12 protein-coding genes are annotated in these 12557 nt (G+C 66.9%); 4 read left to right on the forward strand and 8 right to left on the reverse strand.

Annotated elements, in window-relative coordinates:
* Positions 1-71: 71 nt before the first annotated feature.
* The 3 genes from RXV90_RS09760 (at position 72) to RXV90_RS09770 (ending at position 4193) form a co-directional block, all read left to right on the forward strand.
* Positions 72-1541, forward strand: coding sequence for an NAD-dependent succinate-semialdehyde dehydrogenase (locus RXV90_RS09760; RefSeq protein WP_316648429.1), 1470 nt, complete (start codon positions 72-74; stop codon positions 1539-1541).
* A gap of 109 nt (positions 1542-1650) precedes the next feature.
* Positions 1651-2187, forward strand: coding sequence for an RNA polymerase sigma factor (locus RXV90_RS09765; protein ID WP_316648486.1), 537 nt, complete (start codon positions 1651-1653; stop codon positions 2185-2187).
* Positions 2184-4193 (forward strand): vWA domain-containing protein, encoded by a 2010-nt coding sequence (locus RXV90_RS09770; protein WP_316648430.1) that lies wholly within the window; start codon positions 2184-2186, stop codon positions 4191-4193. The genes RXV90_RS09765 and RXV90_RS09770 overlap by 4 nt, the downstream gene beginning before the upstream one ends.
* A 73-nt stretch (positions 4194-4266) precedes the next feature.
* Here RXV90_RS09770 and RXV90_RS09775 read toward each other — a convergent pair whose 3' ends face one another.
* The 7 genes from RXV90_RS09775 to RXV90_RS09805 form a co-directional block, all read right to left on the reverse strand.
* A complete protein-coding gene (locus RXV90_RS09775) occupies positions 4267-4734 on the reverse strand; it encodes an Hsp20 family protein (protein ID WP_316648431.1) in 468 nt (155 codons plus the stop codon).
* A gap of 140 nt (positions 4735-4874) precedes the next feature.
* On the reverse strand, positions 4875-5567 hold the full coding sequence (locus tag RXV90_RS09780; protein ID WP_316648432.1) for a trypsin-like serine peptidase: 693 nt from the start codon (positions 5565-5567) through the stop codon (positions 4875-4877).
* A 47-nt stretch (positions 5568-5614) separates the two neighbouring features.
* Positions 5615-6421 carry a trypsin-like serine peptidase gene (locus tag RXV90_RS09785; protein WP_316648433.1) on the reverse strand — a complete coding sequence of 269 codons (807 nt, stop codon included), beginning with the start codon at positions 6419-6421 and terminating at the stop codon, positions 5615-5617.
* Positions 6421-7227, reverse strand: coding sequence for a trypsin-like serine peptidase (locus RXV90_RS09790; RefSeq protein WP_316648434.1), 807 nt, complete (start codon positions 7225-7227; stop codon positions 6421-6423). The genes RXV90_RS09785 and RXV90_RS09790 overlap by 1 nt, the downstream gene beginning before the upstream one ends.
* A gap of 92 nt (positions 7228-7319) precedes the next feature.
* Positions 7320-8711, reverse strand: coding sequence for a glycolate oxidase subunit GlcF (glcF, locus tag RXV90_RS09795; protein ID WP_316648435.1), 1392 nt, complete (start codon positions 8709-8711; stop codon positions 7320-7322).
* A 4-nt stretch (positions 8712-8715) separates the two neighbouring features.
* Positions 8716-9849 carry an FAD-binding protein gene (locus RXV90_RS09800; protein ID WP_316648437.1) on the reverse strand — a complete coding sequence of 378 codons (1134 nt, stop codon included), beginning with the start codon at positions 9847-9849 and terminating at the stop codon, positions 8716-8718.
* A 26-nt stretch (positions 9850-9875) separates the two neighbouring features.
* A complete protein-coding gene (locus RXV90_RS09805; RefSeq protein WP_316648438.1) occupies positions 9876-11324 on the reverse strand; it encodes an FAD-linked oxidase C-terminal domain-containing protein in 1449 nt (482 codons plus the stop codon).
* Between the two features lie 195 nt (positions 11325-11519).
* Here RXV90_RS09805 and RXV90_RS09810 point away from each other — a divergent pair, with 195 nt between their 5' ends.
* On the forward strand, positions 11520-11882 hold the full coding sequence (locus tag RXV90_RS09810) for a hypothetical protein (RefSeq protein ID WP_316648439.1): 363 nt from the start codon (positions 11520-11522) through the stop codon (positions 11880-11882).
* Between the two features lie 13 nt (positions 11883-11895).
* Here RXV90_RS09810 and RXV90_RS09815 read toward each other — a convergent pair whose 3' ends face one another.
* On the reverse strand, positions 11896-12504 hold the full coding sequence (locus tag RXV90_RS09815; RefSeq protein WP_316648440.1) for a hypothetical protein: 609 nt from the start codon (positions 12502-12504) through the stop codon (positions 11896-11898).
* Positions 12505-12557 lie beyond the last annotated feature (53 nt).

Raw genomic sequence — 12557 nt, forward strand, 5'->3', positions numbered from 1 at the left:
CTCCCGCTGGACATCGCCTGCATGTGGGTACATCAAGCCCCCAAAGACAAGCCAGCCCCCCGGAGGATGCAATGCTCGACGCAACGACCGATCTGCAATCGATGCTGAAAGACCCCGAACTTCTGGCGACCCGCGCCTATATGGCTGGCGACTGGGTCGATTCCGACAAGACGTTCGACGTAACCAACCCTGCCCGCGGCGACGTGATCGCCCGTGTCGCCGATATGGACCGTGCGGCCACCGCGAAGGCCATCGAGGCCTCGGACGCGGCCCAGAAATCCTGGGCCGCGCGGACGGCGAAGGACCGGGCGAACATCCTGCGCAAGTGGTACGAGCTAATGGTCGAGCATGCCGACGACCTGGCCATCATCCTGACCGCTGAACAGGGCAAGCCGATTGCCGAGGCGAAGGGCGAGGTGATGTACGGAGCGTCGTTCATCGAGTGGTTCGCCGAAGAGGCCAAGCGCATCTATGGCGAGACGATCCCGGGCCACCAGCCCGACAAGCGCCTGATGGTGATCCGCCAGCCCATCGGGGTGTGCGCCGCGATCACGCCCTGGAACTTCCCGAACGCGATGATTACCCGGAAGGTCGGCCCCGCGCTGGCCGCCGGTTGTGCGGTGCTCGTGCGCCCCGCCTCGCTGACGCCACTTTCGGCGCTGGCGCTTGGCGTTCTGGCCGACCGGGCCGGGCTGCCAAAAGGCGTGCTGTCCATCGTACCGTCGACCGACAGACGCGGCATCGGGCAGGAATTCTGCGAGAACCCGCTGGTGCGGAAGCTGACCTTTACAGGCTCCACCGAAGTGGGCCGCGTTCTGCTGCGGCAGGCGGCGGACCAGGTGATGAAATGCTCGATGGAGCTTGGCGGCAACGCGCCCTTCATCGTCTTCGACGACGCCGATCTGGATGCGGCAGTGGAAGGGGCGATTGCCTGCAAATTCCGCAATAACGGGCAGACCTGCGTCTGCGCGAACCGGATCTATGTGCAGGACGGGATCTATGACGCCTTTGCCGAGCGGCTGGCCGAACGGCTGAAGGCGATGAAGGTGGGCGACGGGCTGGATGGCGCCGATCTTGGGCCACTGATCAACTCCGACGCCGTCGATAAGGTGCGCGAGCATATCGAGGATGCCACCTCGAAAGGCGGCACCGTGTTCTATGGCGGCAATGCGCATGACCTGGGCGGGCTGTTCTTCGAACCGACCATCGTGACCGGCGCGACGCAGGAGATGGCGGTGGCGACCGACGAAACCTTCGGCCCGCTTGCGCCGCTGTTCCGATTCAAGGACGAGGACGAGGTGATCGCGATGGCGAATGACACGATCTTCGGCCTTGCCTCGTACTTCTATGCCAAGGATCTGAGCCGGGTGTACAAGGTGGCCGAGGCGCTGGAATACGGCATCGTCGGCGTGAACACCGGCATCATCTCGACCGAGGTGGCGCCGTTCGGCGGCGTGAAGCAATCCGGGCTCGGCCGCGAAGGCTCGCAACACGGGATCGAGGATTACCTCGAGATGAAGTACATCTGCATGAGCGTCTGAGCAGACCGCCAGAATACGGAAAGCGCCGTTCCCGATGGGAGCGGCGCTTTTTTTTCGCCCGCGCACCAAGGATTGCCCGTGGGGCTGCGTCTCATAGACTGTGATGCGTATGGAGTGTGGTGATCTCGACCTCGCGATGGCGGCGGCCCGGGGCGACCGGGCGGCCTTCGCGTCGCTTGTCGAACGGCACTATGACCGGGTGTTCCGCCTGGCCTTCCGCCTGACCGGGCGGCGCGATGCGGCGGAGGATCTGACGCAGGATATCTGCGCCGCGCTGCCCGCGAAGCTTCGGGGGTTTCAGGGGCAGGCGCGGTTCACCACGTGGCTTTACCGCGTCGTCGTGAATGCCGCCCATGACCGGCGCAGGCGCGGGGCGGCGCATGCCCGCGCCGCCGATGGCTGGGGCGACTGGGAGATGGACCGGCGCGCGGCGGATGCCGAGGCGGATGCGGAGCTTGCCTGGCTGAGGGACGCGATGCGCGCTCTGCCGGAGGATTTGCGTGACACCCTTGCGCTGATACTCGACGCGGAGATGACGCAAGGGGCGGCGGCGGAGGTTCTGGGGATTTCCGAAGGCACGGTGGCCTGGCGCATGTCGGAGGTGAAGAAGCGGCTGCGCGCGATGAATGAGGAGCATTCGCAATGAGCGACGAACTGGACCGCCTGGCCCGGGCCATGGACGCCGCGACGCCCGAGCCGGATGCGGAGGCGCGGAAGGCAGCGCTGCGGCTGGCACAGGAAAATTTCGACCGTCACCAAGAAACCAGCACCGGGGCGCGTCCCACTTCCGAGCGCGCCGGAGGGGCGCGCATCGTCAAGGGAGTGCTTGAGATGCTGGACCGGATCGGACTGAAGGGGGCGCTGGTGGCCTCGACAGGTGTGGCCGTGGTGGCCGCGGTTTGGGTGTCGCAGAACGCGCCGCTGGTGATGCCGGGCGAGATTGTGGTGACGGAGGCCGTGGAGGTCGATCGGGTAGAGGGCGCCGGGGCGCGGGCGCGCGATGAGGCGGAGCTGACGGATGAGAACTTCGCGCGCGGGGAGCTTCAGACGCTGGCCCCGACGGCCAGTGACGACGATATCGTCGTCGAGGCCGAGCCGGTGATGGAGGAAGCCGCGCCGATGCAGCCGACGGCAAAGGTGCAGTCGGCGGAGCGGCGGGCGATCGCCGCCGATCAGAGTTCCGGGCTCGCCGCCCCGCAGTCGATGATTGCGCCGTCGGTGTCGGACAGCATCGTCATCATGCCCGAGGCCGACACCGAAGCCTATGCCAACGCCCCGGAGAACGATCTGAAGATCGTGACCGAAACCCCGGTTTCGACCTTCTCGATCGACGTGGATACGGCCTCCTACGGTGTCGTCCGCTCCTCGTTGAACCGTGGCCAGCTTCCGCCGCGCGAGGCCGTGCGGGTGGAGGAGATGATCAATTACTTCCCCTACACCTACCCTGCCCCGGACGGCGAACATCCCTTTCGCCCGACCGTGACGGTGATCCCGAACCCCTGGAACGCAGGCACCGAGCTTTTGCATATCGGGATCCAGGGCGAGCTTCCGGCGGTTGAGAATCGCCCGCCCCTGAACCTTGTCTTCCTGATCGACACGTCAGGGTCGATGCAGGATGCCACGAAGCTGCCGCTTCTGAAGCAATCGTTCCGGATGATGCTGGGCGAGCTTCGGCCAGAGGATAAGGTGGCGATCGTGACCTACGCGGGCAGCGCGGGCCGGGTGCTGGATCCGACCCCGGCGGGCGAGCGCGCGGTGATCGAAGCCGCGCTTGACCGGCTGGAAGCGGGAGGCTCGACCGCCGGGCAGGCCGGCCTGCAGCAGGCCTATGCCACCGCCGCCGAAATGGCGGATGACGGCGAGGTGACGCGCGTGATCCTCGCGACCGACGGGGATTTCAACGTCGGGCTGTCGGACCCGGAGGCTTTGCAGGATTACATCGCGGACCATCGCGACAGCGGCACCTACCTGTCAGTTCTGGGCTTCGGGCGCGGCAACCTCGACGATGCAACGATGCAGGCGCTGGCGCAGAACGGAAACGGCACGGCGGCCTATATCGACACGCTGTCGGAGGCGCGGAAGGTGCTGGTCGACCAGCTGACCGGCGCGCTGTTCCCCATTGCGAATGACGTGAAGATCCAGGTCGAATTCAACCCCGCCGCCGTCGCTGAATACCGGCTGATCGGATACGAGACCCGCGCACTCCGGCGCGAGGATTTCAACAACGACGCGGTGGATGCGGGCGAGATCGGGGCGGGCCACCAGGTGACGGCGATCTACGAGATCGCGCGCGTGGGTTCGGACGGTGTGCGCACCGATCCCCTGCGCTACGGGGCGGCACCCGACCTGACGGGGCGCGCGGCGGAGCTTGGTTATCTGAAGATGCGCTTCAAGGCACCCGGGGAGGATGCGAGCACGCTGATCGAAACGCCGATCCCGACCCGCACGAACAGCGAGGTGAACCCCGAGATCGCATTCTCGGCCGCCATCGCGGGCTTCGCCCAGCTTCTGAGGGGAAGCGCCTATCTGGGCGACTGGGGCTATGACGACGCGATCGCACTGGCGACGGGCGCGCGGGGGGCCGACCCGTTCGGCTACCGCACCGAGGCGATTTCGCTGATGCGGCTGGCGGAGACGATGGACCGGCGCTGACCTATAGGCAGGCAGGTAATAAAAACGCCCGGGCGCAGGCACCGCCCGGGCGTTCCATTGGGATCAGTCTGGCTTACGAGGACTTTTCGGTCTCGATTGCCGTCGCGTCGACCGTATCGCCGGAAGCGATTTCGATCCGGCGGGGTTTCAGCGCCTCGGGCACTTCGCGCACCAGATCGATGTTCAGCATGCCGTTCACATGGCTCGCGCCGGTGACGCGCACGTGATCGGCCAGCGTGAAGCGGCGTTCGAACGCGCGGTTGGCGATGCCGCGGTGAAGATAGGTCTTGCCCTCTTCCTCTGCCGATTTCCGCGCTGAGACGATAAGCGCGTTTTCGCGGAGTTCGACCGACAGATCCTCGTCGGTGAAACCGGCCACGGCGATGGTGATACGCCAGGCGTCGTCAGCGGTCTTTTCGATATTGTAGGGCGGGTAGGATTGGGTTGTGCCGGTATCGGCAAGCACCCGGTCCATCAGGTCGGCGATCTGATCGAAGCCGACGGTTGCACGGTAAAGCGGTGCAAGATCAAAGGTTCGCATATGGGTTATCCTCCATTGAGCGACAACATGTGACGCGGCCTCCGAAACGCCGGACAACCGCGATTTCAACAGGATCGGGCCCGAATCCGGCGCCCGACAGGGATTAGGTAGGAAGCGCTTCCGGGGCGTTCAAGGGGGGATCAGAACCCCGAAATGGCGCGCAGCTGGCCGACACGGGCAGAGACTTGTATCGCGAAAGCATAGGGTTGGCGCCCTTCTGACGTCGCGGCGACCATGATCCCCACGAGTTCGAGCCCGTCGGGTGTCTTTCGCACCGCCGCCCCGCCGGATTCCCCCGGCACGGCCCGGCAGAGAAGCCGCATGGCGGCCCGCCGGGCGGTTTCGGTCGCGCAGCGGCGTTCGCGTGCGCGTTCGCCCCGCCCACCGGGATAGGTGGCGACGATCAGCGGTTCGCCGTTTTCCGACGGCCCGCCGATGGGGAGCGGGCGCGCCACATCGGCCGGGATCGGCGCGGCGAGGCGGAGGAAGGCAATATCGGTGCCGTTGAGCGCACCGCCCTGATCGGACGCCCCGAGGTAAAGCGGGTGCACGCTTTTCTCCGCGGCCGGCAGCTCGGTCGCCGGGTGCCCGGGATAGGCGCCCGTCCGGAACAGGATTTCGTGGGTTCCGCCTTCGGCGGGCAGTGTTCGCCCGGCCACACAATGGGCCGCGGTCAGCACCAGATCCGGGGCGACCAGGACGCCGCTGCAATCGGCCTTTCCGCCCCGCACCAGGACGCCCACACCGGCCATAGGCGGTGGCGGGGCCCCTTGAGCGGCCAGAAGCCCCGCGGAGAGAAGTACGGCAAGAGCCGAGACAAACAATCGCTGCATCAAGGAAGCTTGCGGGCTGGGCGCGGCCTGCGTCAAGCCGCAGGGGTTCAGGGCCGCACGAACCGGGCAGAGCCCGCGTTCCGCGCCTCTGCCCCCCCGATCCGGCGGGCTTCCGGCAACGCCTTGTCGGGCCAGACGCCCTCGCCTGTCCGGAAGGCGCGTTCGAGCCGGGCGATTGCGCCCGGAAGCTCTGCCCCGAACACCGCTTGCTGCCCCTGGTATGGACCGCCACCGGAGATCAGCGAGATGATGCGGGGAGACCGCCCCGACGTGTCGAAGATCGGGCCGCCCGAGGAGCCCGCGATGCCCGTGCAGTCGAAGACCAGAACCCCGCTGCCTTTCGCGACGATGCGGCATCCGGCCTCGCGCGAGGCCGTGTTCTCGCGACCATGACCGTAGGAGATGGCCGTGACCTGCGCCCCCTGCCCCGGCGCGGCGGACACCCTGTAGGGGCTGGCCGTGGTGGCTGGGATCGGCTCTGCCAGTTCGAGAAGCGCGATGTCGGAGGTGAGGTAGCGGACGATATCCTCGTCGTCCGGCTTGAACTCCGGCAGCACCGCCGCGCGGGCCACGAAGGCCGAGGCGATCGTTTCACCATCGCGGTAGCCTGCGTGAAACACGATTTCGGTCGGATCGAGGCGGTCGCCGGTTTCCGGATCGAACACGCAATGGGCGGCCGTGAGCACACGAAGCGGCGCGATCAGGGCCCCGCTGCAGGCGCCGCGCTCGCCGATCTGGAGGCGCCCGACGGCTTCCCATCCGAGGATGTCGGACCGGTCGGTCAGCGCCTCGGGCCCCCGCGCTTCGGCGGGAGAGAGGCCGAGCGCGAGCGCAAGGCCCGCGAGTAGCCGCATCAGGGCCGCAGGAATTTCGCACCTCCCGAAGACGACGAGGTGCTGACGCCTTCTGGCGCGAGGCGCAGCACCGGTTTGGATGGTTCGGAGGGCGCGACTTCGCCCTTTTCGAGCGCGACCTGGAGTTCAAGCAGGTTCTGTCCCAGCCGCGCGCCGAGCGACACGGGCCGCCCGCGCACATCGGCCTTGGCCGAGATCACCGAAACGATCCGCGGTTCGCCATCGACGATGCGGAAGACGGGCGCGCCCGACGAGCCGAAATCGACATCGCAGGACATCACCAGCGTGCCCGCGGGCCGCCCGAGTACATGGCAGACCTCCTGCAACGAAGGCCGTGACGCGCGGTTGCGCGCATAGCTGACGACACCGACCTCGTCGCCCTTGCGGGGACGTTCATCGGTGGCGAATGGCACGACCGAGCCGTTCTTGATCGGGCGCGCCAGTTCCAGCAGCGCCACGTCGACGGCCACGTGGTCGGCGCCCGTGGGCCCATGATATTCGTAATCGGGATGGATCGCCGAGCGGCGTACCCCGCGATAGGCCGTGGCGCGGCCGTTGCGCCAGCCCGCCAGGAACTCGATCTCGGAATCGTCGACCCGTTCAAGCGTGTGGGCGTTGAACAGGCAATGGGCCGCGGTCAGCACGATATCGGGGGCGATCAGCGCCCCGGTGCAGAAGCCCGAGCGGCCGATTTCGAGCCGTCCCACTGCCTCCCACCCCTTGGTGTCATCGGCCGTGATCAGCGTTCTGAGTTCCGTGGCCTCTTCGGCGGCCGAACTCATCACCCCCAGAACCAGACCGGCCAAAGCCAATCCGGCGCATCGTAACACACGCATTCCCAATCCCTTCCCAAGCCCCGCCCGAAGCATACACGGCGGGTTGGGCAGGATTATGGCCCCTATCGGAGCATCGGGATAGCCGGATCGTACGGATCGTCGAGCGACCGTGGCTTGGGGCCCCCAGTGGCCCAGTCGATCAGTTCCACGGTGTGCACTACGGGCACGCCCGTGCCACTGCCGATCTGCATCATGCAGCCGATGTTGCCGGCGGCGATGATGTCGGGGGATTTTTCCTCCAGCGTCTTGATCTTGCGGGCTTTCAGCTGCTTCGAGATCTCGGGCTGCATCAGGTTGTAGGTGCCTGCGGAGCCGCAGCAGAGGTGGCTGTCGCGGGGTTCCACCACCTCGAACCCGGCGGCTTTCAGAAGATCCTTGGGGTAGGTCTTGATCTGCTGCCCGTGCTGGAGAGAACAGGCCGCATGATAGACCACGCGGATCGAGCCGTCGGGCGACGCCCCATTGATGCCAAGGTCTGCGGCGCTGGCGCCCCTGATGCGGCTTTTTTCCGGTGCAAGCGGGCCATCGGGCTCGGCCCCGGCGATCCGGACGAGAAGTTCGGAGATATCGACGGCAAGGTCCGAGACCCGCGCGGCATCCTCCGCCAGCGGATCGTTGCGGAACATGTGCCCGTAATCCTTCACGGTTGTGCCGCAGCCCGAGGTGTTGATGACAATGGCGTCGAGCCCGCCGTTCCGATCCTCGGCCATCCAGGCGCGGATGTTGGCCGCCGCTGCCGCGTGGCTTTCATCCTCCTTGCCCATGTGGTGGACGAGCGCGCCGCAGCAGCCCATGCCTTCGGCGATCACGACCTCGCACCCGAGCCGCCTTAGAAGCCGGATTGTCGCGTCGTTGATATCGGTGTTGAGCGCCTTCTGGGCGCAGCCCGTCATGAGCGCCACCCGGAACTTGCGGTCGCCCTTCGGCGCGAAGGTTTGCGGATCGTCGTTTACGCTGACGGGCGGGACGTGTTTCGGCGCCATCTCCAGCATCGCCTTCAGGCGCGGATCGGGCATTAGGCTGGCGAAGGGCCGCCCGATCTTTGCGAAGAAGAGCGCCAGGCGGAAGCGTTCCGGATAGGGTAGGATGCGCGCCAGCGTCCAGCGCAGGAGCCGCTCAATCGGTGGGCGGGTATAGGTCTTCTCGATCCAGGCCCGGGCATGATCGACGAGGTGCATGTAGTGCACGCCCGAGGGGCAGGTCGTCATGCAGGCGAGGCAGGACAGGCAGCGGTCGATATGCTTGACCGTCTTGGCATCCGCCGGACGGTTGTTTTCCAGCATGTCCTTGATCAGGTAGATCCGGCCCCGCGGGCTGTCGAGTTCATCACCCAGCTCCTGGTATGTCGGGCAGGTCGCGGTGCAGAAGCCGCAATGCACGCAGGTTCTGAGCACCTCGTTCGAGCGCGCGATCGCAGGGTCTTTCAACTGGTCGGGCGTGAAGGTCGTTTGCATCGGCCTATCCCATCAGGCCGGGGTTCAGGATACCCCGGGGGTCGAATTTCTTGCGCAGGCCAGCCGAGAGGGCGGCCACGGGCGCGGGTTCGGGGTGGAAAGCGCCGAGGCGGGCCCGGGTCTCGTCGCTCGCGCGGATGAGGGTGGCGTGGCCTGCGATCCCGGTGAGCGCGGCGCGCACATCCGTGCCTGGCGCAACACCCGCCCAGACGAGACCACCGCCCCAGTCGAACAAATGCTTGGCGTCAGGCAGGGCCCCGGCGACCGACGGGCCGTCGGTCGGTTTGACCGAAATTCGCCAGACATCCAGTTCCGTTCCGGCGAAGGCCGCCGCGTCGCGAACCCCGCGCCAGAGCGGGGCGAGCGCGTCGGGATCGGTCTCGATCCGGCTGTCGCCGCCAAAGCGCGCGAGGAGCGTCTGGAGTTCCCCGGCGCGGTAGGCCACCGAGGCCTCGAACCCTTCGATGCGGATCAGCGTTGCCGGTTGGCCGTCTGCCGCCTCGGGCACGTGCGCGGCACCGGTGACTTCGAAGGGTGAGGCAAGGGCTGCAGACATCGCCGCCACCGCCTTGTGCGCCGTGAGCCCCGCTATCATAACGGTCGCCATCGAGGCCGTCGCCGGGAGAACCTTGAAACTGACCTCGCTCAGCACCCCGAGCGTCCCGTAGTTTCCTGCCATCAGCTTCACGAGGTCGTATCCGGTGACGTTCTTCATCACCCGTCCGCCGTTCTTCAGCACCGTTCCCATGCCATCAACAAAGCGCACGCCGATCAGGCCGTCGCGGCAGGCGCCCGCCTGGATGCGGCGGGGGCCCGAGACGTTCGCGGCGACGACGCCGCCGATGGTCGGCGTGCCCTCGGTGCCCAGAAGCGTTCGGTGATCCATCGGTTCGAACGGCAGGCGCTGGTTTTCCGCAGCGAGTGCCGCCTCGATCTCCGCCACCGGCGTTCCGGCCTTCGCCACGACGGTAAGCGCGCCGGGTTCGTAAAGCGTGATACCGCTCAGCCCGGCGAGCGAGAGGGCGTCACCCTCCACCGGGTTGCCGATCGGGCGGGTGCCGCCGCCGGTGATCCGCAGCGGCGATCTGGTTTGCCTGACGACCTCGGAAAGGTCGCTTTCGTCCCTTGGGCTCAGCATCTGTTCGTCTTTCGGTAAATCGGGGGTCAGGCGGCGCGGACCGGGCCGGTGCGGCGCGGTTCGGTCACGTCGAGCGGGAAGACCTTGGCGGGGTTCAGAAGCCAGGCTGGGTCGAACACGTCCTTCACCTTCATCTGCGCCTCCATGTCCTCGGGCGAGAACTGCGCGGTCATCAGATCGCGTTTCTCGATCCCCACCCCGTGTTCGCCGGTCAGGCAGCCACCCACCTCGACGCAAAGTTTCAGGATCTCGGCCCCGAAGGCCTCGCAGGTTTCGAGATCGCCGGGCTTGTTCGCGTCAAAGAGGATCAGCGGGTGCATGTTACCGTCGCCCGCGTGGAAGACGTTGCCGACCTGAAGCCCGTATTCCTCGCTCATCTCGCCGATCCGGCGCAGGACGTGGGGGAGCGAGGACACCGGGATCGTGCCGTCAAGGCACATGTAATCGTTGATCTGCCCGATCGCGCCGAAGGCGGATTTGCGGCCCAGCCAGATCTTCGCGCTTTCCTCGGGGCTTTTGCTTTCGCGCAGTTCGACGGGGTCGTGCTTGCGCGCGATCTGGAGGATGACGCCAAGCTGTTCGTCGATCTCGGCGGGGGAGCCTTCGACCTCGACGATCAGCAGCGCCTCGCAATCGGGGTAGCCTGCGCCGGAAAACTTGTCGGTCACCTCGATGCAGAGCCTGTCCATGTATTCGATCGCGACCGGCAGGACGCCCGCCTTGATGATATCGGCCACGCAGGCGCCCGCCACCTCGGCGGAGTTGAAGCCCATGAGCACCGGCCGCGCGCCTTCGGGTTTGCGGAGGATGCGGAGCGTCGCCTCGGTGACCACGCCAAGCTGGCCTTCCGAGCCGCAGATCACGCCCAGAAGATCGTAGCCCGGCGCATCGAGATGCGCGCCGCCGATCTCCACCACCGTGCCGTCCATAAGCACCATCGTGACGCCGAGGAGGTTGTTCGTCGTGACGCCGTACTTGAGACAATGCGCGCCGCCCGAGTTCATCGCGATGTTGCCCGCGATGGCGCAGGCGAGTTGCGAGGACGGATCGGGCGCATAGAAGAAATCGTCATGCTCGACCGCGCCGGTGACGGAGAGGTTCGTGCGCCCCGTCTGAACCCGGATCACGCGGTTCTCGTAATCCGCTTCCAGCACGTCGTTGAGCCGGGCGACGCCAAGGATCACGCTGTCGGCCGTCGGCAGCGCGCCGCCAGCGAGCGAAGTGCCGGAGCCGCGGGGGACCACAGGCACGCCTTCCTCGTGGCAGATCTTCAGGACGGCCGCGACCTCTTCGGTGGAGCCGGGAAGCACGGCGCAGAGCGGCGGGCATTTGTAGGCGGTCAGCGCGTCGCATTCGTAGGCGCGGGTTTCCGCCTCGTCATGGATCACAGCATCCGCCGGAAGAACCGATTGCAGCCGCGCAACGATGCGCGCTTTGCGGGCAAGGATGTCTGGGTTGGGGGCGGGCATGTCCATGGCAATCTCCTCCAATTGGTAAATTAATATAACCAATTTTGGCCATTGGCAAGATATCAGGCCTGTCGCATCGGTGCGCCGCCCTTCCGCCGGACTGCCGGTTCCGGCCATTGCGATTCGCCCCGCCCCTCACAATAGCGCGAGACATGAGCCGCGGGGCGTGCAGATCGCACGCGCCGGCGCTAGACCGGGGGCATGAAACGCCTCGCCCTGCCCGCCTGCCTTGCCCTCGCTGCCCTTCCGGCCAGCGCCGACCCTGCCGAAATCGTGGGGGCGGAGGCCACGGGCGGCGGCGGGGCATGGACCTTCTCGGTCACGCTGCTGCATGGCGACACCGGATGGGACGACTATGCCGATGGCTGGCGCGTCGTCGATGCAGACGGGGCGGTTCTGGGTGAACGCGTGCTGTTCCATCCGCATGTGAACGAGCAGCCCTTCACCCGGTCACTGGGCGGCGTCGAGATCCCGCGGGGGCTGTCCACCGTCTATATCGAGGCGCGCACGAACGTCGATGGCTGGGGTGAAGCGCGCCTGCCGGTCGATCTGCCGGGGCGTTGAGAGCGGGCAGGTCCTACTCGGGTTCTGTATAGGCGCAGGCGTTCACCACGAAGTAGGGCGGCATCAGATCGAAGCTCTGGGCTGACGGCATCGCCTTCGTCGTCATGATCGCGGGCGGATTCATCCCGGTCGCCTCGCGCCCGCCCGGTTCCAGCGTCTGCAGCGACACCATCCTGCCCCCGGTTCCCGCGCGTTCCATGAGGTGATTGCGCGATCGGACGTTCAGGTCGTGGCTGTGCCGGTCGATCGGTACATCGTGGCTGTGGGGCGGGGTGTGCGCGGCGTCGAGCGTCATCGTCTCGGCCCCGCCGGTATCGCCTGGCAGGCGCAGGCCGAGGTCGGGAGTGCCGCCGGCATCCTGCGGGTTCGCGACCAGGAGAAACCGGCCCGATGCGGGCGCGAGCGGCGCCCATCCCCGCCCGAGATCGGCACAGGCGCCACCGGTGAGGACGACGCTTTGCCGGAAGGCGGTTTCCAGTGCGGCGACCCGCGATTCGAGAGCATCAAGCCTGTTGGCCCCGGTGCCCTGCGCCATCGCGGACGGGGCGCCGATCAAGAGCAATAGCACGACGTGCAGGGCCGCGCTCCGACAGGGGCCGGAAGATCGCGTGTCGGGTGTCATGGCGTGCATCCCTCTGTGCCCTCCGTTCGCCGAGGCCACGGCGATTGACCGCC

The sequence above is a fragment of the Ovoidimarina sediminis genome (assembly GCF_032586175.1).
In the GTDB taxonomy this organism is placed as follows: Bacteria; Pseudomonadota; Alphaproteobacteria; order Rhodobacterales; family Rhodobacteraceae; genus Ovoidimarina; species Ovoidimarina sediminis.

Coding starts and splice junctions, on each gene's coding strand:
- RXV90_RS09760 (WP_316648429.1), top strand. CDS start 72: ATGCTCGACGCAACGACCGATCTGCAATCGATGCTGAAAGACCCCGAA.
- RXV90_RS09765 (WP_316648486.1), top strand. CDS start 1,651: ATGGAGTGTGGTGATCTCGACCTCGCGATGGCGGCGGCCCGGGGCGAC.
- RXV90_RS09770 (WP_316648430.1), top strand. CDS start 2,184: ATGAGCGACGAACTGGACCGCCTGGCCCGGGCCATGGACGCCGCGACG.
- RXV90_RS09775 (WP_316648431.1), bottom strand. CDS start 4,734: ATGCGAACCTTTGATCTTGCACCGCTTTACCGTGCAACCGTCGGCTTC.
- RXV90_RS09780 (WP_316648432.1), bottom strand. CDS start 5,567: ATGCAGCGATTGTTTGTCTCGGCTCTTGCCGTACTTCTCTCCGCGGGG.
- RXV90_RS09785 (WP_316648433.1), bottom strand. CDS start 6,421: ATGCGGCTACTCGCGGGCCTTGCGCTCGCGCTCGGCCTCTCTCCCGCC.
- glcF (WP_316648435.1), bottom strand. CDS start 8,711: ATGCAAACGACCTTCACGCCCGACCAGTTGAAAGACCCTGCGATCGCG.
- RXV90_RS09800 (WP_316648437.1), bottom strand. CDS start 9,849: ATGCTGAGCCCAAGGGACGAAAGCGACCTTTCCGAGGTCGTCAGGCAA.
- RXV90_RS09805 (WP_316648438.1), bottom strand. CDS start 11,324: ATGGACATGCCCGCCCCCAACCCAGACATCCTTGCCCGCAAAGCGCGC.
- RXV90_RS09810 (WP_316648439.1), top strand. CDS start 11,520: ATGAAACGCCTCGCCCTGCCCGCCTGCCTTGCCCTCGCTGCCCTTCCG.
- RXV90_RS09815 (WP_316648440.1), bottom strand. CDS start 12,504: ATGACACCCGACACGCGATCTTCCGGCCCCTGTCGGAGCGCGGCCCTG.